Annotated in this window: 20 protein-coding genes; 11 read left to right on the forward strand and 9 right to left on the reverse strand. The window is 69.1% G+C overall.

Annotated elements, in window-relative coordinates:
• The first annotated feature begins 8 nt into the window (after positions 1 to 8).
• Complete coding sequence (gene fdhD, locus EJ903_RS11350; protein WP_126615217.1) at positions 9 to 803, forward strand: formate dehydrogenase accessory sulfurtransferase FdhD; 795 nt, start codon at positions 9 to 11, stop codon at positions 801 to 803.
• A 49-nt stretch (positions 804 to 852) separates the two neighbouring features.
• Entirely contained in the window at positions 853 to 1107 is a 255-nt protein-coding gene (locus EJ903_RS11355; protein WP_126615219.1) for a formate dehydrogenase subunit delta, read from the forward strand.
• Between the two features lie 30 nt (positions 1108 to 1137).
• Here EJ903_RS11355 and EJ903_RS11360 read toward each other — a convergent pair whose 3' ends face one another.
• The gene (locus EJ903_RS11360; protein WP_126615221.1) at positions 1138 to 1842 is read right to left on the reverse strand and encodes a GntR family transcriptional regulator; all 705 of its coding nucleotides are present in this window, start codon (positions 1840 to 1842) and stop codon (positions 1138 to 1140) included.
• A gap of 118 nt (positions 1843 to 1960) precedes the next feature.
• Here EJ903_RS11360 and EJ903_RS11365 point away from each other — a divergent pair, with 118 nt between their 5' ends.
• On the forward strand, positions 1961 to 3178 hold the full coding sequence (locus EJ903_RS11365; protein ID WP_126615223.1) for a benzoate/H(+) symporter BenE family transporter: 1218 nt from the start codon (positions 1961 to 1963) through the stop codon (positions 3176 to 3178).
• Positions 3179 to 3200: 22 nt separating this feature from the next.
• Here EJ903_RS11365 and EJ903_RS11370 read toward each other — a convergent pair whose 3' ends face one another.
• Positions 3201 to 3605 (reverse strand): 6,7-dimethyl-8-ribityllumazine synthase, encoded by a 405-nt coding sequence (locus EJ903_RS11370; RefSeq protein ID WP_126615225.1) that lies wholly within the window; start codon positions 3603 to 3605, stop codon positions 3201 to 3203.
• 267 nt (positions 3606 to 3872) lie between these two features.
• On the opposite strand from EJ903_RS11370, the gene EJ903_RS11375 reads away from it, so the two are divergent.
• The 4 genes from EJ903_RS11375 to EJ903_RS11390 all read left to right on the forward strand — a co-directional run bounded on the left by EJ903_RS11375 (position 3873) and on the right by EJ903_RS11390 (position 9371).
• Entirely contained in the window at positions 3873 to 4979 is a 1107-nt protein-coding gene (locus EJ903_RS11375) for a hypothetical protein (RefSeq protein WP_126615227.1), read from the forward strand.
• Positions 4976 to 6424 (forward strand): hypothetical protein, encoded by a 1449-nt coding sequence (locus tag EJ903_RS11380; RefSeq protein WP_126615229.1) that lies wholly within the window; start codon positions 4976 to 4978, stop codon positions 6422 to 6424. Before EJ903_RS11375 ends, EJ903_RS11380 begins: the two co-directional genes overlap by 4 nt.
• Before the next feature lie 105 nt (positions 6425 to 6529).
• Positions 6530 to 8221 carry a hydroxylamine reductase gene (hcp, locus tag EJ903_RS11385; protein ID WP_126615231.1) on the forward strand — a complete coding sequence of 564 codons (1692 nt, stop codon included), beginning with the start codon at positions 6530 to 6532 and terminating at the stop codon, positions 8219 to 8221.
• Between the two features lie 103 nt (positions 8222 to 8324).
• Positions 8325 to 9371: a 2Fe-2S iron-sulfur cluster binding domain-containing protein gene (locus EJ903_RS11390; protein WP_126615233.1), complete on the forward strand. Its 1047-nt coding sequence runs from the start codon at positions 8325 to 8327 to the stop codon at positions 9369 to 9371.
• Between the two features lie 103 nt (positions 9372 to 9474).
• On the opposite strand, the gene EJ903_RS28000 is transcribed toward EJ903_RS11390, so the two are convergent.
• Positions 9475 to 10056: a cold-shock protein gene (locus EJ903_RS28000; protein WP_126615235.1), complete on the reverse strand. Its 582-nt coding sequence runs from the start codon at positions 10054 to 10056 to the stop codon at positions 9475 to 9477.
• Positions 10057 to 10272: 216 nt separating this feature from the next.
• A complete protein-coding gene (locus EJ903_RS11400; RefSeq protein WP_126615237.1) occupies positions 10273 to 10788 on the reverse strand; it encodes a YchJ family protein in 516 nt (171 codons plus the stop codon).
• A gap of 228 nt (positions 10789 to 11016) precedes the next feature.
• On the opposite strand from EJ903_RS11400, the gene EJ903_RS11405 reads away from it, so the two are divergent.
• The 4 genes from EJ903_RS11405 to EJ903_RS11420 all read left to right on the forward strand — a co-directional run bounded on the left by EJ903_RS11405 (position 11017) and on the right by EJ903_RS11420 (position 14105).
• Positions 11017 to 11766, forward strand: coding sequence for a cyclic nucleotide-binding domain-containing protein (locus tag EJ903_RS11405; RefSeq protein ID WP_126615240.1), 750 nt, complete (start codon positions 11017 to 11019; stop codon positions 11764 to 11766).
• A gap of 14 nt (positions 11767 to 11780) precedes the next feature.
• Positions 11781 to 12461, forward strand: a complete 681-nt coding sequence (locus tag EJ903_RS11410) for a ribonuclease HII (RefSeq protein WP_126615242.1) — start codon at positions 11781 to 11783, stop codon at positions 12459 to 12461.
• Between the two features lie 91 nt (positions 12462 to 12552).
• The gene (locus EJ903_RS11415) at positions 12553 to 13635 is read left to right on the forward strand and encodes a site-specific DNA-methyltransferase (RefSeq protein ID WP_126615244.1); all 1083 of its coding nucleotides are present in this window, start codon (positions 12553 to 12555) and stop codon (positions 13633 to 13635) included.
• 86 nt (positions 13636 to 13721) lie between these two features.
• Complete coding sequence (locus tag EJ903_RS11420) at positions 13722 to 14105, forward strand: dihydroneopterin aldolase (RefSeq protein ID WP_126615246.1); 384 nt, start codon at positions 13722 to 13724, stop codon at positions 14103 to 14105.
• A 90-nt stretch (positions 14106 to 14195) separates the two neighbouring features.
• On the opposite strand, the gene pcaG is transcribed toward EJ903_RS11420, so the two are convergent.
• The 5 genes from pcaG to pcaF all read right to left on the reverse strand — a co-directional run bounded on the left by pcaG (position 14196) and on the right by pcaF (position 19577).
• A complete protein-coding gene (pcaG, locus tag EJ903_RS11425) occupies positions 14196 to 14744 on the reverse strand; it encodes a protocatechuate 3,4-dioxygenase subunit alpha (protein ID WP_126615248.1) in 549 nt (182 codons plus the stop codon).
• A gap of 3 nt (positions 14745 to 14747) precedes the next feature.
• Complete coding sequence (pcaH, locus tag EJ903_RS11430) at positions 14748 to 15467, reverse strand: protocatechuate 3,4-dioxygenase subunit beta (protein WP_126615250.1); 720 nt, start codon at positions 15465 to 15467, stop codon at positions 14748 to 14750.
• Between the two features lie 235 nt (positions 15468 to 15702).
• Entirely contained in the window at positions 15703 to 17064 is a 1362-nt protein-coding gene (locus EJ903_RS11435; protein WP_126615252.1) for a 3-carboxy-cis,cis-muconate cycloisomerase, read from the reverse strand.
• Positions 17061 to 18266, reverse strand: a complete 1206-nt coding sequence (gene pcaDC, locus EJ903_RS11440) for a bifunctional 3-oxoadipate enol-lactonase/4-carboxymuconolactone decarboxylase PcaDC (protein ID WP_126615255.1) — start codon at positions 18264 to 18266, stop codon at positions 17061 to 17063. Before pcaDC ends, EJ903_RS11435 begins: the two co-directional genes overlap by 4 nt.
• A gap of 111 nt (positions 18267 to 18377) precedes the next feature.
• Entirely contained in the window at positions 18378 to 19577 is a 1200-nt protein-coding gene (gene pcaF / locus EJ903_RS11445; RefSeq protein WP_126615257.1) for a 3-oxoadipyl-CoA thiolase, read from the reverse strand.
• Between the last annotated feature and the right edge of the window lie 4 nt (positions 19578 to 19581).

A 19581-nucleotide genomic window follows, 5' to 3' on the forward strand; every position in this document is an offset into this window, starting at 1 on the left:
ACCGCGCGGTGACGCCCCCCGGTTCCAGCGCCGCCACCGGACGCGCCGTCTCCCCAACCGGGGCGGCGGAGTCGGTGACGTGGCGCGTGGCGGAAGAGGTGGCGGTTGCGTTGGAATACAACGGACGTTCCCATGCGGTGATGATGGCCACCCCGGCGGATCTGGAGGATTTCGCCATCGGCTTCAGCCTCAGCGAGGGGATCATCGGGGCCGCCGGGGATGTGGAGCGGCTGGTGGTGAGCGAGACGCCGCTGGGTCGTGTGGTCCGCCTGACCGTCGATCCGCTGCGTCTGCTGCGCGGTGCGCTGCGCCGCCGGTCGATGGAGGGGCGCAGCGGCTGCGGCCTGTGCGGGGTGGACAGTCTGGCCAACGCCGTGCGCGACCCGCAACCGGTGTCCGCCCGGTTGGCGGTGGAGCCGGAGGCCATCGCCGCCGCCTTTCGTGCCCTGCCGGGGCGGCAGCCGATGAATCAGGTGAACCATTCGGTGCACGCGGCGGCGTGGTGCGATCCGGCGGGAACCATCGCGTTGGTGCGCGAGGATGTCGGGCGGCACAACGCGCTTGATAAGTTGATCGGCGCGCTGATGCGCGACGGCACGGATCCGGCGGGTGGCTTTGTCGCGCTGACCAGCCGGTGCAGCTTTGAACTGGTGCAGAAGGCGGCGGCGGTGGGCGTGCCGCTGTTGGCGACGCTGTCGGCCCCCACCGCGCTGGCGCTTGACCTCGCGCGGCAGGCGGGCATGACGCTGGCCGCCCGCGCGCCGGGGGATGGGGTGGTTCTGTTCCAGGAGGCCCCCCGATGATCGACCGCTTTGCGACCTCACAGACCGTGACCAAGGGAAAGGCCGACCGATGACCGAGACCACCGCGACGGCGCGCAGCCGCGATCTGGTGCGCATGGCCAACCAGATCGCCAGCCATTTCGCCAGCCTGCCGCCGGACGAGGCGACGGCGGAAACCGCCGCCCACATCCGCAAATTCTGGGATCCCCGGATGCGCGCCGCGCTGTTTGCCCACAGCGACGCGGACGGCACCGACCTGCACGCCGTGGCGCGCAGCGCGATTGCCGTGCTGAAGCAGGGCGCGGTGGCGACGCCGTCGCGCTGACGCTTCCCCCCGGCTCTTACCCCCCGCTTTTTACCCGCTGTGCGCGGCCCGCACCGTCAGGAAGCGGGTCAACAGCTCTTCCGCCGCCAGGATGTGGCGCGTCACCAGGGCGCAGGCGCGGTCGGCGTCGCCGTTGCGGCAGGCGGCCAACAGGGCGTTGTGCTCGTCCTGCGAACGCGGGTGGTGGGCCAGCGCGGCGAATTGAAAGCGCAGATAGCGGTCGGCGGCGGCCAGATGCTGTTCGGTCAGGGCCAACAGCCGGGGCCGCCCGGCCCGCGCGTAGAGCGTCATGTGAAAGCGCCGGTTGAGTTCGCCCATCCGCCCCGGATCGGCCTCCGCGTCCATTTCGGCGATCAGGTCGGCGGCCAGCGCCAGATCATCACGGGTCAGGTGGGGCAGGGACAGGCGCAGCGCCGCCGGTTCCAGGGCGGCGCGGATGGCGCTGATGTCGGCGGCGTCCTGGGCGGAAATCTCCACCACCACGGCCCCGCGATGGGGGTGGAACTCCACCAGCGCGCGGGCCTCCAACTGGCGCAGGGCTTCGCGCACCGGCATCCGGCTGACCCCGAAGGCGGCGGCCAACTCCTCCTGGCGCAGGGGCAGGCCGCCGGGCAGCACACCCGACAAAATCGCCTCGCGCAGGGCCGCCTCAACAAATTCGGACGCGGTGCGGAAGCGCGGGCGGTGACGCTCGATCATCTGGGAGAGATCAAGGATCGGTGGGGGCGTGGTCATGCCTGGGGTGCGATCCGGAAAAGCCGCTTGCGTGGATATTGGATCCAATTTATCCAAGACGGGTGACACTGTCCAGGCGCGCGACGCCGGGCGGCCCCTGTTTGGAAAGGATCGCGCCATGGGTTCCCCCACGCATTCGATTGGCCCCCAAACCGCCGCGCCCGACACCGGCCTGTCCTGGTCGGCGGTGGCGACCGGCGGCTTGGTGGCGCTGGTCGGTTACGCCAGTTCGGTGGCGGTGGTGATCCAGGGGTTGGCCGGGGTCGGGGCCGACACCGCGCAGATCGCCTCGGCGCTGGCGGCACTGGGCGTGTCGATGGGGTTGGCGGCGATTCTGCTGGCCAGCCGCCAACGCCTGCCCATCAGCATCGCCTGGACCACGCCGGGCATGGCGCTGTTGGCGGCGACCGGCCCGGTGGCGGGCGGCTTTCCGGCGGCGGTCGGGGCGTTTCTGGTGGTGGCCGGGCTGGTGATGGTGGCCGGGCTGTGGTCGCCGCTGGGCCGCTGGATCGCGGCGATCCCCAAACCGCTGGCGAACGCCATGCTGGCGGGCATCCTGCTGAAACTCTGTCTGGCCCCCTTCGTCGCCCTGAAGCAAGCGCCGGGGCTGGCGCTGCTGGTGCTGGTCACATGGGCGGTGGTCGGGCGTTTTGCCCGTGTCTACGCGGTTCCGGCCGCCGTGGCGGTGGCGCTGGGGGCGATGGCGCTGTCGCCCACGGCCTCCGGCGGCTTCACCAGCGGTTTTGTCCTGCCCAGCCTGTCGCTGGTGACGCCGGTCTTCACCTGGGAGGCGCTGGTCGGCATCGCCCTGCCGCTGTTCGTGGTGACGATGGCGTCGCAGAACATTCCGGGGTTGGCGGTGCTGGCGACCTTCGGCTTTACCCCGCGCGTGCCGCCGGTGTTTCTGGTGACGGGGGCCTTGTCGGCGTTGACCGCCCCCTTTGGCGCGCCAACGGTCAATCTGGCGGCGATCACCGCCGCGCTGTGCGCCGGTCCCGACGCCGATCCCAACCCGGCGCGGCGCTGGCAGGCGGCGGTGTTCGGCGGGGTGGGTTACATCCTGTTGGCCGGTCTGGCGGCGGTCACGGCGACGCTGGTGCTGAACTCCCCGCCGATTTTGATCGAGGCGGTGGCCGGTCTGGCCCTGATCGGGGCCTTCGGCGGCGCGCTGCTGGGCGCGGTGCAGGCGGAGGAGGAGCGCATCCCCGCCCTGATGACCCTGCTGGTCACGGCCTCCGGCCTGTCCTTTGGCGGGGTGGGGTCGGCCTTCTGGGGGCTGGTGTTTGGCGGGGCGATGCATCTGCTGCACCGCTGGACCCCCGCCAAAACCCCATAATCCGGTAGGAACGCGGATTCGGTCAGGCGCTGGCCAGCAGATCGGCCACCGCCTCCACCGCCGCAGCGGCGTAGGGGCGGACGCGCGGCGGGATCTGCGACGGGTTGATCCCCGGTCCGAGGATGCCGACGCCGACCGGCTTCATGAACTCCAGTTGCAGGCCGATGATGCTGGAGATCACCGCGTGGCCCATGACGTTGCCATGCTCCGTTTCGCCGCGTTCGATGATGCCCAGCGCCACCGCCCCGGAAATGTCGTTGCGGCACAGCAGGCGCTTGAGCGCCAGCGGCTTTTCCATGGAGCCGGGAACCCAAACCTCGGCCACGATGTCAAGCTGACGCTTGGCGGCGACGGCGCGCGCCTCCTCCAGCATCTCCGTCACTTCCTTGGTGTGAAATCGCCCAAGCACGATGCCGATCTTGCTCACCTTGCGCCACTCCTGTTGTGGTCATGGGTTTCGTTGCGGTCAAAGTGTCGCCCCATCGGGCAAAGCGCAAGGGGCTTTGCCGCCCACCGACCCGCTCCTGCGGCGCGCGACGACCGGCGGGACTGACACATTTCAAAACAATTTTCATTCAGCGCTTTTCTTACAAGCGTTTCATAATATCCTCTTGGCAGGTCGCGGGATGGCCGTTCGGCGCGATGTTCGACGGGCCGGCTTGCGGGGGAATGGACGAGTTTTGGGGCGTGGGCCATGCTGAAGGGTGCGATCGACTACGCGCCATCGACCTTTGAGGAGCGGGGGGCCGCCGTCGCCTTCACCACGCCGCTGCTGTCGCAAACGCGGGTGCGCCGGGGCGAACGGACCAAGCTGGAGGTCCTGATTCCCGCCCTGTCCGAAGGCATGGGGACCTACGTCGTTCCGTGGAAAGCGGTGCCGGAGATGGTCCCGATGACCATGCACGACCGCTATCTCCACGACCTGATCGTGAAGGAGGAGGCCTGTTCCCCTCAGGAGATCCGGCGGGCGACCCTGAAGGCCGCAAGGCGCGGTCTGGCCGGGCCGCAGGCGGCGCAAGCCGCCCGCCGCGCGCTGGAGGAGGATGAGGAACAGAGCACCCTGACCCATTATCTGCTGCTGCTGTCCATCCTGAAGGCCGTCGGCCTGGAATCGCCGGAGATGCTGAAGGCGGGCATCGGCACCGAGGAAGGGCAACGTCTGACCCGGCAACTGATGGCGCGCGCGGCGGACAGTTTGAAGCTGGAGGCGAACCTCCTCTACGCCCGTCTGGCCGAGGTGGCGGCGGCGGTGGCCCCGGTCGGTTTGGCGCAATCGCCCAAACCGGGTCGCCTGCTGCGCGGGATGCAGGAGTTGAAGGGGTTCCGCGACAGCATGACCCAATGGGCGAACGAGGTGCCGAACGACGCCGCCCCGGTCGCCGCCTTCTGCGCCGACGTTGCCCAGCACACCATCGGCATCGGCGACGCGATCCTGGCCGATTTTCAACGCCGGGTGGACGCCATCGGGCCGCTGATGCGCGATTGGGAAACCGATTTCGCCGTGATCCGCACCCACGCCCGCCGCATGGCCTGGCTGTTGGACGGCTGGACCCACGTCACCGGAGCCTGGGAGGTGGCCTTGGCCGAGGATCGCCAGCAACAGGCGCTGACCATCAACGAACTGTTCCGCATCCTGCCGCTGCTGCCGAAAAAGGAAAGCCGTGTGGACATGCTGGGGGCGGCCAAGCGGGTCAAATCCGTGCACCGCCGCTCCGTCCGCATGCTGGAGGATTGGCGCACCGGCGAAATGGACGTGGACGCCATCCGCCGGATTGAACTGGTCAAGGCCCGGACCGCATGACCCGCGCCAGCGGGACGGGGAAAGCGTCCGGTGCGTCCCCGTCGGCGCGGGCCGAAACGGGGACCACGCCCGATCTGTTGCCGTCGCTCGAACAGCGTCTGTTGGCGATTCCCGACGACAAGTTTCTGGAGGTCGTTCGCCTGCTGGAACGGGTGAACGATCATCCCGATGTCCGCCAGACCTTTGATTCGATCCGCCCGCGTCTGGTCCAGATGCGCCCGGGACGCCGCCCCACGCTCAAACGCGTGCTGTGCATGCCGTTTGAGGACGCGCTGGAAGGGGTGGGCGGGGGTGATGTGCCGCTGAGCCGGATCGAACGCCGCGTGATCGCTCCGTTGTGGGGCATCGTGGAGGAACGGGCCGACCGCCATCAGCTCGACCAACTCGACCGCATGGTGCAGGAGGTGGCACCCGGCGACCACAACGGCCTGCTGAACATCGGCCGCCGTCTGTGGCCGCTGGCGGCGCAAACCCTGCGGGCGGCGATGGACGACGACCGCTCGCGCCAGGCGCTGTGGCGGCATCTGCACGGGGATGAGGGGCTGCAACGGCAGGTGATCGACGCCGCCGCCTATCTCGACATCGGGCTGTCGATCGAGGCGCTGAAAAGCGACCTGTCGCCCAAGCCCGTGCCGGAGTTGGAGGACCGCCACATCGCCGCCATCGAACAGGCGGCCCAGGCGGTGGCGCGCCAATCGCTGGCGGGGGTCTATCCGCTGCTGCTGGTTGCCGCCGCCCGTCTGGCAACCCCGGCGGACCTGCTGCGCGTGCTGAACGATCTGGATCTGGGCAAGGCGCGGCGGGATCAACCGGTGCTGTTCGCGCAGCTCAGCGGGCTGGTGGTCAGCAATCTGGAAGCCCGATCCGCCCGCCTGGACGACCGGGCCAGCGCAGGGGAGCGGACGGTGGTCAAACCGGCGGACGCGATGGCGACCGCCGAACGCCTCATCGCCAGCGTGACCACCACCAGCACGGTGATGGACGCGCTGCACGAGCCGCTCTACCGCGACCGTTTGGCGGCGGTGACGAGCGCGGTCGGGGCGATGGTGGCGGAATCGGTGCTCGACACCGCGCCGCAGGGCATCCTGTCCGCCATTCCGGCCCCAACACCCGACCGTGCGCCGGAGGTGGATGAAACGGCGCAGATCGCGGCGGAGGATCACGCCCGCGCCCTGCGCCGCTGCGACCGTCTGGCCGACACGCTGGGGCTGCGCCAACAGGTCAACGACACGATCAAACGCATGGGCCAGGGGGTGGAACAACGGGCGCAGGCGCTGTTGCAGGACTATCCGCAGCGCTTGGAGGATGCCGCCGCAACCGATGCGGCGGAGCTGAATTTGTTCTACAGCCTGCGCCTGTTGGAGCTGCTGGCCGGATCCGCCAAGGCCGACCCGCTGCGGCTGGCCATTCTGTCGGCCATCGGCGAATCCCCCGAACCGGAGTGAGACCGTCACCGCCGCCCCCCGCTTGACCATGGTCAAGTCCGGCGCGCGGCGTGCCCCCTATAAGCGGTCCGGACACGCTCCGGAAACCTCATAGGGTGCCCCTTCATGTTCTGCTATCAGTGCGAGCAAACGACCCGCCTGCCCACCGGTGACGGCTGCGCTTCGGCCAAGGGCCTGTGCGGCAAGGACGCGACCACCGCCGATCTTCAGGATCTGTTGGTCCACGCGGTGAAGGGCATCGCCCAGCAGGCGCGCCGCGCCCGCGCGCTCGGCGTGCCCGACAACGACGCGGGTGCCTTCATGCTGCACGCGCTGTTCACCACGCTGACCAACGTCAATTTCAACCCGACCCGCTTCGTCACCCTGCTGCACGAGGCCGCTGCGGTGCGCGACCGGGTGGCCGCCCGCTGCGAGGCCGCCTTGGTCGCCGATTCCGACACGGCCCAGACCGCGCCCGCCCCAACCGGTCCTGCGGTTGACTGGACGCCCGCCGCCGACCTCACCGGCCTGCTGGCCCAGGCCGCGACCGTGCCGGTGAACGCCGATCTGGCGCGCGTCGGTGCCGATGTGGTCGGGCTGCGCGCCCTGATCCTCTATGGCATGAAGGGCGTTGCGGCCTACGCCAACCACGCCGCCGTGCTGGGCTACACCCGCGACGCGGTGTTTGCCGGGGTGGAGGAGACGATGGCCTATCTGGCCAGCGATCCCACCGACATGGCGGAGTTGCTCGACCGCGCCCTGTCGGTCGGTCGCCTCAACCTGCAGGTCATGGAGATGCTGGACGCCGCCAACACCGGGCGGTTCGGCACCCCACACCCCACCGCCGTTCGCGTCACCCCCGTGGCGGGCAAGGCGATCCTGGTCAGCGGCCATGATCTGGGCGATCTGGAAGCCCTGCTGAAGCAAACCGCCGGGACCGACATCAACGTCTACACCCATGGCGAGATGCTGCCCGCCCATGGCTATCCGGCCTTGAAGGCCTATCCGCATCTGGTCGGCAATTTCGGCGGGGCCTGGCAGGACCAGCAGACGGATTTCGCCACTTTCCCCGGCCCGATCCTGATGACCTCCAACTGCATCATCGAACCGGGACCGCGCTACCGCCAACGCATCTTCACCACCGGCCCGGTGGGCTGGCCGGGTGTGCGCCATCTGGCCGACCACGCCTTTGCCCCGCTGATCGCGGCGGCCCACGCGCTGCCCGGCTTCAAGGCGGACGACCTTAAGACGGCTGGGCCGGAACAGACGGTGACGGTTGGTTTTGGCGGCGACGCCGTGCTGGGCGTGGCCGGTGCGGTGGTGGAGGCGGTGAAGGCGGGCGACATCCGCCATTTCTTCCTGATCGGCGGCTGCGACGGCGCGGCGGCGGGGCGGAATTACTACAGCGACTTCGCCACCGGCGCACCGGACGACACAGTGGTGCTGACGCTGGGCTGCGCCAAATACCGGTTCAACCGTCATGAGTTCGGCAGCATCGGCGGGATCCCGCGCCTGCTCGACATCGGGCAATGCAACGACAGCTATTCGGCCATCCGCATCGCCAGCGCGCTGGCCGAGGCGTTCGGCTGTGGCGTGAACGATCTGCCGCTGTCGCTGGTGGTGTCCTGGTTTGAACAGAAGGCCGCCGCCGTGCTGTTGACCCTGCTGGCGTTGGGCATCCGCAACATCCGTCTGGGGCCGACTCTGCCCGCCTTCCTGACGCCGACGCTGTTGGCGGTGCTGGTCGAACGGTTCGGCATCCAGCCGATCACCACCGCGCCGGACGACATCGCCGCCGCCCTGACCTGCGCGGCCTGATCTGGACGGGCTGAGGCCCAGACCTCACCGACGCGCCCCCACCGGCACAGGTTGCCGGGCGCGCGTCGGTGGCTTCGCGTTTCCAACCGGAATGACCCATCGGATGACGTTTCACACGGTTGATCTGCTCACCCGCGACGGCGCGCGGTTGAGCTTTCCTTGCGCCGAGGATCAAAGCGTGGTGGAGGCCGCCGCCGCCGCCGATCTGTTCCTGCCGGTGGTCTGCCGCGAGGGCGGTTGCGGGGCCTGCCGCGCCACCGCCGAAAGCGGGGATTACCAGCTTGGCCCCCACAGCGAGGCGGCCCTGTCGGCGGCGGACGCCGCCCGCCGGGCGATCCTGCTGTGCCGGACCTACCCGCGCGGCCCGCTGGCGCTGTCGGCCCCCTTCGACCGCGCCCGCATCCTGACCCAGGCGCTGCGCCCGCGCCACGCGGTGGTGAGCGAACGGACCCTGATCGGCGCGCGCACCGTCCGCCTGCGCCTGACCCTGGAGGATGAGGGGGAGGGGTCGGCGGCGGAGTTCGAAGCCGGGCAGTATATGGAATTGGAAATCCCGGACGGGGCGGGGTTGCGCCGCGCCTATTCATTGGCCAACACCGCCAATTGGGATGGCACGCTGGAGTTTTTGATCCGGCTGCACCCTCAAGGCCATTTTTCCGAGTATCTGGAACGGCGCGCGGCGGTTGGCGACCGGCTGCGCGTGCATGGCCCGCTCGGCGGCTTCACCCTGCGCGAAAACGGCTTGCGGCCACGCTGGTTCGTGGCGGGGGGAACCGGGCTGGCCCCGATGCTGTCGATGCTGCGGCGGATGGCGGAGTATCAGGACCCGCAGCCCGCCCGCCTCTATTTCGGTGTCAACCGGGCCGAGGAGCTGTTCGCGCTCGAAGAATTGGGGGCGCTGACCGACTCCTTGCCGGGCGGCTTCGCCCTGATCCCCTGCGTCTGGCAGGCGGAGGCCGACTGGTCGGGCGTGGTGGGAACCCCGGCGGACGCCCTGCGCGCCGATCTGGCGGCGATGAGCGGGGAAGCGCCTGACCTTTACGTCTGCGGCCCACCCGCCTTGATCGCGGCGGTGGAGCAGGCGGCGCGCGACCGGGGCGTGCCGGACGATCACCTGTTCAGCGAACGTTTCCTGCCCGGTGCCCGTTGACCCGCCAATGTTGACCGGCTGGTCGTGACGCTGTCTTGCGAACAACAAAAAACCCCCGCTCCATCGGAGCGGGGGTTTTTCGCATCACATCACGACGATGGACTTAGGCCAGTTCGATGCGCTGCGCTTCCGGACCCTTGGCACCCTGGCGGATGCTGACGCGGACCTGTTCGCCATCGGCCAGCGACTGGATGCCCGAACGCTCCAGCGCACGGATGTGCACGAAGATGTCCTTGCCGCCCGAGGACGGGGCGATGAAGCCGAAGCCCTTGGTCACGTTGAACCACTTGACGGTGCCGTCAACGGTCTCGCCCGAATCGCCGCCGCCGTAGGAATCACGGCCGTAACCGCCGTCGTTGCCCCAGCTGTCGCCACGGTCGCGCGAACGGGCCGCCGGACGGCTGCTCGGCGCGGCGGTGGACAGGTCGACGGAGTGGATGGTGGCGACCTGCGGGCCCTTCGGGCCGCGCGACAGGTCGCACACAATGGTGGCACCCTCGTCGAGGCTGTCATGGCCGCTGAACTGCAGAACCGTCGAATGCAGGAAGGCGTCGGGCGAGCCGTCTTCGGGCGTCACGAAGCCGAAGCCCTTGGTGCCGTTGAACCACTTGACGGTGGCCCGGATGTCGCGCTGGGTGATCTCGGGGGCGCGGAACGAATTGTTACGCTGCGGACGATCGAACATAAGTGCAGTCTCATCTGTCGTGTTACACCGCATCCCGAAACGCCGGAACACGGCTCAGGGACCATGAGCCGTTCCGTGGCGAAATTCAATCGGGATTGCGCCCAGGGGCGGGAAACACGACAGAAATTTCCAAAACGCGCAAAAGCGGGCCGGGCGCGGGGAGACTCGCGCCCGGTCGGCCTTGGCAATCACGCGGCTGCGATCACAGGGTGACGATCACGCGCCGTGGCACTTCTTGTACTTCTTGCCGCTGCCGCAGGGGCATGGGTCGTTGCGGCCAACCTTGGGACCGCTGCGCGGGCGGGCACCCAGCGTGCCGTCCACATAATACCAACGGCCGTCGCGGTGGGTGAAGCGGCTGGTTTCGTGGTGGGTCAGCGGCTTGCCGTTCATGGTGAAACGGGCGACGAACTCCACGACGCCGTCGGTGTCGCCGGGCTGGCCGCCTTCGGTCCCGCGCACCTCCAGCCCGGTCCACAGGCTGGTGTCGGCCCAGGTCTCGGCCTCCTTCCGGGCGAAATCGCCGCGCGTTTCCGGCAGCAGCGTTTCTTCCAGATAGTCGATGTTGCGCACGGCGTAGGCCGAGTAGCGCGACCGCATCAGCGCTTCCGCCGTCGGGGCGGGCAGACCGGCCAGATAGGGGCCGCAGCAGTCGGCGAAGCTCTTGCCCGAGCGGCAGGGGCATTCGCTGGGGGTGGCTTTGGGGGTGGCGGCGGTGGGTTCGGCGGTCATCTCGGCATCTCTGAAGTCACGCGGGTCTGAAATCACGCGGGCGCCGGCCCGTCGCCGTCGCAGGGGCGCATCCATAGCGCAGCCGTGGCGCGCGGCTCAAGAGGATGATGGCACGGGCGGCACCGAGCGACGTTCGTCCCGATTGCGGATTAACGATTTTGCGCCATCTTCTCTGATAGTCCTGAAGTGCAGTATGCTTTTTGCCGACCGGAACCCGAGCCTGACCCCATGAGCAGCCCTTCCAGCATCGACACCCGACGCATGCAGATCCCGGCGGGAACCATCCTGATGCATCAGGGAACCTACGGCGACCGCGCGTGGCTGATCGAATCCGGGGAGTTGGAGGCCCTGCTGGAGCGGCCCGAGGGGCTGAAAAAGCTGGGTGTCATCACCGCCGGGGCGGTGGTGGGGGAAATGGCGTTGATCGACAACGGCACCCGCAGCGCCACCGTGCGGACCATCACCTCCGTCACGGCGGTGGAGCTGACGCGCGACACCTTTCAGGCGATGCTGCGCAAATCGCCGCCGCTGATCCGCTATCTGCTGGAAAGCCTGATCGCGGCGATCCGCCGCAACTATGGCCTTCCGCAGCCGGAACGGGTGGATGGAGGAACGGACATCCGATCCTCCACCTCCTTTCAGACCCTGGCCGAACGGCGGATGTTCCGCCCGGGCCATGTCTTCTTCCGCCAGAACGACGAGGGGATGGCCGCCTACCTCATCCAATCCGGCCAGGTGTCCATCCATCGGGTCACTGGGTTCGAGGACAAGGAGCTTGCGCGGCTGGGGCCGGGCCGCATCTTTGGCGAATTGGCGTTGCTGACCAACCACCCGCGCGCCGCCACCGCGACGGCGGTGGAGCCGACCGTCTGCGAAATCATCCGCAAGGAAGCCTTTGCGCAAGCCCTGTCGGCGATGCCGCCGATCTTGAAGACGCTGACCCGCATCTATATCAAGCAGCTTTCCACCCCCCGCTGACAGCGCCTCAGGACATGCCCCGTTCCGCCGCCAAACCCCGCGCCGTCAAAGCATCGGCGACGGTCCGCAGCCGCCCCGACCTGTCGCTGGAAATCGCCTTCGGGCCGGGCCGCCGGGTCTGCGGCATCGACGAGGTCGGGCGCGGGCCGCTGGCCGGGCCGGTGGTCGCCGCCGCCGTGGTGCTGCCGCCCGACGGCTTGCCGCCGGAGATCGCCGCCCTGATCGACGACAGCAAGGCGATGGCCCGCCGCCTGCGCGAAGAGATCGAACCGGCCATCCGCGCCCACGCGCTGGCCTTCGCCATCGCCGAGGCGTCGGCCCGGGAAATCGACGATCTCAACATCCACAAGGCCACGCTGCTGGCGATGAAGCGCGCCCACGCCGCGCTGCCGGGCCTGCCGCCCGACGCCGCCCTGGTGGACGGGAAATTCACCCCCGACATCGGGTGCGAGGCGCTGGCCGTGGTCAAGGGCGACAGCCGCAGCCAATCCATCGCCTGCGCGTCGATTCTCGCCAAAGTGGCGCGGGATAACGAGATGTTGCGGCTGGCGGCGGTGCACCCACACTATGGCTGGGAGCGCAACGCGGGCTATCCGACCCCCGAACATCTGGCCGCCCTGCAGCGCCACGGCGTCACCCCGCACCACCGAGTCTCTTTTGCACCAGTGCGCGCCCAAATCGCGCTAACCGGCTGACTCGGCAGACTCTTGCCGCAAAAAGCAGTTGACGGCGACTCGGGCGCGACTCATTGTCCGCCCGAGTCCCTTGCTGTGGTTGGTTGCCCCTATGTCCCCTGTGAATCGCATCCTGGTCGGTGATTGCGTTGCCTTGATGAACAGCCTGCCGGCGGAGTCGGTGGACCTCATCTTCGCCGATCCGCCTTACAATCTTCAGTTGGGGGGCGAGCTGCTGCGGCCGAACCATTCCCGCGTCGCCGGGGTGGACGACGAGTGGGACAAGTTCGACGATTTCGAAGCCTATGACCGCTTCACCCGCGATTGGATGGCGGCCGCCCGCCGCATCCTGAAGCCCGACGGCAGCCTGTGGGTGATCGGCAGCTATCACAACATCTTCCGCGTCGGCGCGACGCTCCAAAATCTGGGTTTCTGGATCCTGAACGACATCGTGTGGCGCAAGACCAACCCGATGCCGAATTTCCGGGGGACCCGTTTCGCCAACGCCCACGAAACCATGATCTGGGCGTCGAAGGACAAGGACGCGCGGTACCGTTTCAATTACGACGCCATGAAGAACCTCAACGAGGATCTTCAGATGCGCAGCGATTGGTTGCTGCCGATCTGCACCGGCGGCGAGCGTCTGCGCGACGGCGACGGCAAGAAGACCCACCCGACGCAAAAACCGGAATCCCTGCTGTACCGGGTGATCCTGTCGTCGTCGCGGCCGGGCGACGTGGTGCTCGATCCCTTTTTCGGCACCGGGACCACCGGCGCGGTGGCCAAGCGGCTGGGCCGCAAATGGATCGGGTTGGAGCGCGACGACACCTATGTGAAGGCCGCGCAGGCCCGCATCGACGCGGTGGAGGAAGCGCCGGAGGGGGCGATCCTCGACACCCCACCCAAGCGCAGCGCCCCGCGCATCCCCTTCGGCTGGGTGGTGGAGCGCGGCTTGCTGCGCCCCGGCTCGACCCTGTTCGACCAGCGCCGCCGGGTGGCGGCACGGGTGCGCGCCGATGGCACGCTGATCGGGTCCAACCCGCTGGGCGATCATCGCGGCTCGATCCATCAGGTGGGCGCTGCGATGGCCGGTCTGCCCGCCTGCAACGGTTGGACCTTCTGGCATTACGAGGAGGGCGATTCCCTGCGCCCCATCGACGTGCTGCGCGAGCGCATCCGTTCCGAGATGCACTGATCTGCCTGCCGCCCCCCTGCCAAGGGCTATCGGAAGATCCTCACGGCGGCTTGGCAGGCGGTCGCCGCTGTGTTACGCGTTCGCGCATGAACACGCTCTTCGCCACCGTCACCGCTCCCACCCCGCGTTCGGCGGTGTCGGCGGCGTCGTCCCGCTGCTTCGTTCGCGATCTGGTGATGGACGCGTTGATCGGCGTCTACGCGCACGAACGCCAGACGGCGCAGCGCATCCGTTTGAACGTCGATCTGGATCTGATCGCCCCCGGCGTCACCGGCGAAGACACGCTGGCCGTGGTCAAGGGCGTCGTCACCCAGGGTCATGTCACGCTGGTGGAAACGCTGGCCGAACGCATCGCCGACCGCTGCCTGGCCGACGCCCGCGTGCGCACCGCGCGGGTCCGGGTGGAAAAGCTGGACGTGTTCCCCGACGCCGCCAGCGTGGGCGTGGAGATCGAACGGGCACGGGCCTGATCCATTTTTGCCGTTGCGCATGACAAAGCCCCTGTTCCAGGCCGGAACAGGGGCTTTTTGCGTTCGGTGCGGTCTTGCTTCAGCGCGGCCTTACAGGTCGAAGAACACGGTTTCCCGGTCGCCCTGCAAACGCACGTCGAAGCGGTAGACGACCCCACCCGGCGTGACCGTGCGTTCGGCCAGCAGGGTGGCGCGGCGGTCGGCGGGGACCACGGCCAGGGTCGGATCCTCGGCGTTGGCCCGCTCCTCGTCGGCGAAATAGACGCGGGTGAAGGCGTGGACCAGCATGCCGCGCGCGAACACGGTCATGGCGATCTGCGGGGCCTCACCGTCGCCGGTCGATCCCGGCTTGACGGTGTCGAAGTGGTAGACGCCCTCTTCGGTCGTTCCGCAGCGGCCAAAGCCCGCCGCCCCCGGCTGGATGCGGCCCTCGGCGTCGGCCTGCCAGATCTCCAGGATGCAGTCGCGGATCGGCGTGCCTTCGCCGTCGGTGACGGTCCCCTGCAGGCGGATGCGCTCGCCCGGCGTGTCGGTGGTGGCAAGAACGTTGCTGAGGATGGCGCGGCGGCCATACAGCTCCGGCGTCCAGGCGTAGGCGTAGTAGGGGCCGACGGTTTGGGACGGGGTTTGCTTCAGCATGGCTCAGGCCTCCATCGGCGTGGCTTTGCGGCCGCGCAGGACAATGTCGAATTCATAGCCGAGCGCCCACACCGGCTCGGTCACGTCGATCGAGAAGCGGGAAATCAGCAGATCGCGCGCGCCCTCGGGAATGCCGTTGTAGATGGGATCGAGCGGCAACAGCGGATCGCCGGGGAAATACATCTGCGTGACCAGGCGGGTCAGATAGGACGGCCCGAACAGCGAGAAATGGATGTGGGCCGGACGCCACGCGTTGTGGTGGTTGCCCCAGGGATAGGCCCCCGGCTTGATCGAGGTGAAGCGGTAACGCCCCTGATCGTCGGTCATGCAGCGGCCCGCCCCGAAGAAATTCGGGTCGAGCGGCGCGTCGTGCTGGTCCCAGCGGTGGACGTAGCGGCCCGCCGCGTTGGCCTGCCAGATTTCCAGCAGCGTGTTCGGCACCGGGCGGCCATCCTCGTCCAACACCCGGCCGGTGACGATGATGCGCTCGCCCAGCGGTTCGCCGTTGTTGCGGCCGTTTTTGGTCAGGTCGTTGTCGAGTTCGCCCACGCTGTCATGGCCGAACACCGGCCCGCTGCGGGTCAGCAGGCTTTGCTTGACCGGGATCAGCGGTTTGCGCGGCGACCGCAGGATGGTCGATTGATAGGCGGGGGACAGATAGGGCGGGTGCTGGTTCCAATCGCGCGGCGCGACATCCGCACCGGCCTGCGGGGTGACAGTCATCTCGGGCGTCTCCTTGGACGTTTGTTTTGTGCTTTTTGGATCGGACCATCCGCGACAGCGTGTCGTCTGTGGCGTGGTGTCGCGTCCTGATGGGGCCATTATGGACCGATGGTCCATTTTTGTGAAACGCGAAGACTGGACCGCTGCGGTTCACTTTCTGAACCATGGGTGTCGCCGACCGTGCGCGTCCTCCATCGTGATGGAATGGGACAATCAATCCGGCGCCAACATGGCCCTACGTTTGCGCGGCGTGATGCGCCAGCGCCCGGTCGATGAAATGCCCCGCCGACCCGATGTAGTTCAGCGGATCGAACAGGCGGTCCAGCCCGTCCAGCCCCAGCGCGGCGACGATCTCCGCGTCTTCGGCCAGCAGGTCGCGCAACGGGCGCTGGTCGGCGATGGCGCGGCGGCTGGCCTCGGCCACGCGGGCGTGGGCGGCCAAACGGCCCATCGCCTCGCCCAGCGCCATCGTCACCGCTTCGGCCAAGATCAGCCCGCGCGTCATCTCCAGATTGGACCGCATCCGGGCGGCGTCCACCGTCAGCCCGTCGATCAGCCCCACCGCGTGGCGGGTGGCCCCGGCGACCAGCCGGGCCAGATCGGGCAGGGCCTGCCATTCGGCGTGCCAGCCGCCCAGGCCGCGTTCATGCTCCTGCACCTGTGCCGCGAGCAGGCCGCCGACCAGGGCGGGCGCGCGCACGGCGGTGGAGAGCAGGACCGCGCAGGACACCGGGTTGCGCTTGTGCGGCATGGTGGAGGAGCCGCCGCGACCGGGGCCGGAGGGTTCGAACGCCTCGCCCACCTCCATCTGCATCATCAGCGACACGTCGCGCCCGATGGTCCCCAGCGTTCCGGCCAGGATGCCCAGCGCGCCCGCCAGCTCGGTCACGCGGTCGCGGCTGGCGTGCCAGGGCAGGGCGGGCAGGGGCAGGGCCAGTTCGCCCGCCAGCGCGGCGGTCACCGCCGGACCCGCCGACCCCAACGCGGCCAAGGTTCCCGCCGCCCCGCCGAATTGCAGCGCCAGCCGCCCGCGCGCCGCCGCCAACCGCTCGCGGTCGCGCCCCAGCGCGTCGAGCCAAACCGCCGCCTTCAGGCCGAAGCTGGTCGGCAGGGCGTGTTGCAGCCAGGTGCGCGCCACCATCGGCGTGTCGCGGTGGCGGTCGGCCAGCGCGGCCAAACCATTGGCCAAGGCCGCCGCATCGCGCTCCAACCCGTCGAGGAAGCGGCGCAGTTGCAGCATCAAGCCGCTGTCCATCGCGTCCTGGCTGGTCGCCCCCCAATGGACGAAGCGGGCGGCGTCCTCGTCCGCCTCCTTCACCTTGCGGGTCAGATGCTTGACCAGCGGGATGGCGGTGTTGCCCGCCAGGGCCGCTTCCGCCCCCAGCGCGTCGGCGTCGTACAGTGCGGCGTCGCAGGCCGCCGCGATGGCGGGCACGGCGCTGGCCGGGATCACGCCCACCGCCGCCTCCGCCCGCGCCAGGGCCGCTTCGAAATCCAGCATCCCTTGCAACCGGGCGCAGGGGGAAAAGGCGTCCGCCGCCTCCGCCGTGGTGAACAGGGGGTCGAGCAGCGGATCGGCGTGGAGCGGCGTGGTCATCCGACGTTCCCCTCGGCGTCCATCTCCTCATAGACCGCGCGGGCCAGCGCGATGGCGTGGTTGGCGGTGGGAACCCCGGCGTAGACGGCGACCTGCATCAGGATTTCCTTGACCTCGTCGCGGCTGACGCCGGTGTTGCGGGTGGCGCGGATGTGCAGCTTGAATTCACCATCCTTGCCCAGGGCGGCCAGCATGCCGATGGTCAGCAGGCTGCGGGTCTTGCGATCCAGGCCGGGGCGGGTCCAGATCGACCCCCAGGCGGTCTTGGTGATGAATTCCTGGAAATCGCGGTCGAAATCGCTGGCGCGCGCGGTGGAACGGTCAACATGGGCGTCGCCCAGCACGGCGCGGCGCACCGTCATGCCCCGGTCGTACAGGCCGCGTTCCGGCATTTCCGCCGGAACCGACAGGCCGCTGAGGACGTCCAGGATCAGGCGGCTCAACGCGGCGGGCTGTTCCACGCAGGGGATGTGCGCGGCGTCGGGCAGGGTGACGAAGCGCGCGCCAGGGATGGACTCGGCCAGCGCGCGGGCCAGATCGGGCGGGGTCGCCAGATCCTCCGTCCCCACCACCACCAGCGTCGGCGCGGTGATGCGGGCGTTGTCGGCGCGCAGATCGGCGTCGCGGATCGCCATGGCGCAGCCGATGTAGCCATCCTGCGGCGTCCGGCTGAGCATGGCGACATAGCCGCGCAACGGGTCGGGGTTGTTCTCGCGGAACCGCGCGGTGAACCAGCGGGTCATCACCGCGTCGGCGATGCTCGACAGGCCGTTCGCGCGGATCGCGGCGATGCGGTCGGCCCAGATCGACGGCGGGCCGATCAGCCCGGCGGTGTCGCACAGGATCAGCCCGTCCACCCGCTCCGGGGCCTTCACCGCCAGCCGTTGCGCCATCATGCCGCCGATGGACAGGCCGCAGACATGGGCGCGGGCGATGCCCAGCGCGTCGAGCAGGCCCAGCGCGTCGTCGGCCAGATCGTCCATGCTGTACCCGCTGTCGGCCCCGATGGCCGGAACCGCGCTCAGCCCATGGCCGCGCATGTCATAGCGCAGAACGCGGAAGCGCGCGGTCAGCGCGGGCATCACCGCGTCCCAGACGGTCAGCGTCGTGCCGATGGAGTTGGCGAGCAGCAGCACCGGCGCGTTGGCCGGACCCGTCAGGTCGTAATGGACCGTCAGGCCGTTGGCGGTGGTGAAGGGCATGGGGTCCTCCCGGACGGGGTTTGTTTGTTCTTGGTTGGCGCAACACTGTTCGGGGCACCCGGCGAACAGCCCCCAACCGCCGCTTGGGCGGGGTTGGGGGCCGTGGCCGCGTCACACCCGCTCGATCATCAGGGCGATGCCCTGGCCGACGCCGATGCACATGGTGCAGAGTGCGCTGCGACCGCCGGTCCGCTCAAGCTGATAGAGCGCGGTCGTCACCAGACGCGCGCCGCTCATGCCCAGCGGGTGGCCCAGCGCGATGGCCCCGCCGTTGGGGTTCACATGCGCGGCGTCGTCGGGCAGGCCCAGTTCGCGCATCACCGCCAGACCCTGGGCGGCGAACGCCTCGTTCAGCTCGATCAGATCGACCGAACCGATGCCACGGCCCAGCCGTTCCAGCAGCTTCTTGGTGGCGGGGGCGGGGCCGATGCCCATGACGCGCGGCGGAACCCCGGCGGTGGCCCCGGCGAGGATGCGCGCGCGCGGCGTGAGGCCGAAACGCTTGACCGCCGCCTCCGACGCGATGAGGACGGCGCAGGCCCCATCGTTGACGCCGGACGCGTTGCCCGCCGTCACCGTGCCGCCCGGACGGACCACCGGCTTCAGCGCCGCCAGCGCCTCCAGCGTGGTGGCGCGCGGGTGCTCGTCGGTCGTCACCGTGGTGTCGCCCTTGCGACCCTTCACGACCACCGGGGTGATTTCCTGGGCCAGCGTGCCATCGGCGATGGCGCGGGCGGCGCGCTGCTGGCTGCGCAGGGCGAAGGCGTCCTGGTCGGCGCGGCTGATCGCCCAGTCGGTCGCGACGTTTTCCGCCGTTTCCGGCATGGAATCGACGCCATGCAGCGCCTTCATCGCCGGGTTGACGAAGCGCCAGCCGATCGTCGTGTCAAAGATGTCGGCGGCGCGGGAAAAGGCGCTGTCCGCCTTGCCCATCACGAAGGGGGCGCGGCTCATGCTTTCCACGCCACCGGCGATCATCAGATCGGCCTCTCCGGCCTTGATGGCGCGGGCGGCGGTGGCGACGGCGTCCAGGCCGGAGCCGCAGAGCCGGTTCATCGTGGTTCCCGACACGACGTCCGGCAGACCGGCCAGCAGGCTGGACATGCGGGCGACGTTGCGGTTGTCCTCCCCCGCCTGGTTGGCGCAGCCGAAGATGACGTCATCGACGGCGGTCCAATCGACCCCGGCGTTGCGCGCCATCAGGGCGCGCAGGGGGACGGCCCCCAGATCGTCGGCGCGGACCGACGACAGCGCCCCGGCGTAACGCCCGATGGGCGTGCGGATGGCGTCGCAGATGTAGGCTTCGGTCATGCTC

Origin of the sequence: Azospirillum griseum (genome assembly GCF_003966125.1) — a bacterium.
GTDB lineage: Bacteria > Pseudomonadota > Alphaproteobacteria > Azospirillales > Azospirillaceae > Azospirillum > Azospirillum griseum.

Coding starts and splice junctions, on each gene's coding strand:
- EJ903_RS11355 (WP_126615219.1), top strand. CDS start 853: ATGACCGAGACCACCGCGACGGCGCGCAGCCGCGATCTGGTGCGCATG.
- EJ903_RS11360 (WP_126615221.1), bottom strand. CDS start 1,842: ATGACCACGCCCCCACCGATCCTTGATCTCTCCCAGATGATCGAGCGT.
- EJ903_RS11365 (WP_126615223.1), top strand. CDS start 1,961: ATGGGTTCCCCCACGCATTCGATTGGCCCCCAAACCGCCGCGCCCGAC.
- EJ903_RS11375 (WP_126615227.1), top strand. CDS start 3,873: ATGCTGAAGGGTGCGATCGACTACGCGCCATCGACCTTTGAGGAGCGG.
- EJ903_RS11380 (WP_126615229.1), top strand. CDS start 4,976: ATGACCCGCGCCAGCGGGACGGGGAAAGCGTCCGGTGCGTCCCCGTCG.
- hcp (WP_126615231.1), top strand. CDS start 6,530: ATGTTCTGCTATCAGTGCGAGCAAACGACCCGCCTGCCCACCGGTGAC.
- EJ903_RS11390 (WP_126615233.1), top strand. CDS start 8,325: ATGACGTTTCACACGGTTGATCTGCTCACCCGCGACGGCGCGCGGTTG.
- EJ903_RS28000 (WP_126615235.1), bottom strand. CDS start 10,056: ATGTTCGATCGTCCGCAGCGTAACAATTCGTTCCGCGCCCCCGAGATC.
- EJ903_RS11400 (WP_126615237.1), bottom strand. CDS start 10,788: ATGACCGCCGAACCCACCGCCGCCACCCCCAAAGCCACCCCCAGCGAA.
- EJ903_RS11405 (WP_126615240.1), top strand. CDS start 11,017: ATGAGCAGCCCTTCCAGCATCGACACCCGACGCATGCAGATCCCGGCG.
- EJ903_RS11410 (WP_126615242.1), top strand. CDS start 11,781: ATGCCCCGTTCCGCCGCCAAACCCCGCGCCGTCAAAGCATCGGCGACG.
- EJ903_RS11415 (WP_126615244.1), top strand. CDS start 12,553: ATGTCCCCTGTGAATCGCATCCTGGTCGGTGATTGCGTTGCCTTGATG.
- EJ903_RS11420 (WP_126615246.1), top strand. CDS start 13,722: ATGAACACGCTCTTCGCCACCGTCACCGCTCCCACCCCGCGTTCGGCG.
- pcaG (WP_126615248.1), bottom strand. CDS start 14,744: ATGCTGAAGCAAACCCCGTCCCAAACCGTCGGCCCCTACTACGCCTAC.
- pcaH (WP_126615250.1), bottom strand. CDS start 15,467: ATGACTGTCACCCCGCAGGCCGGTGCGGATGTCGCGCCGCGCGATTGG.
- EJ903_RS11435 (WP_126615252.1), bottom strand. CDS start 17,064: ATGACCACGCCGCTCCACGCCGATCCGCTGCTCGACCCCCTGTTCACC.
- pcaDC (WP_126615255.1), bottom strand. CDS start 18,266: ATGCCCTTCACCACCGCCAACGGCCTGACGGTCCATTACGACCTGACG.
- pcaF (WP_126615257.1), bottom strand. CDS start 19,577: ATGACCGAAGCCTACATCTGCGACGCCATCCGCACGCCCATCGGGCGT.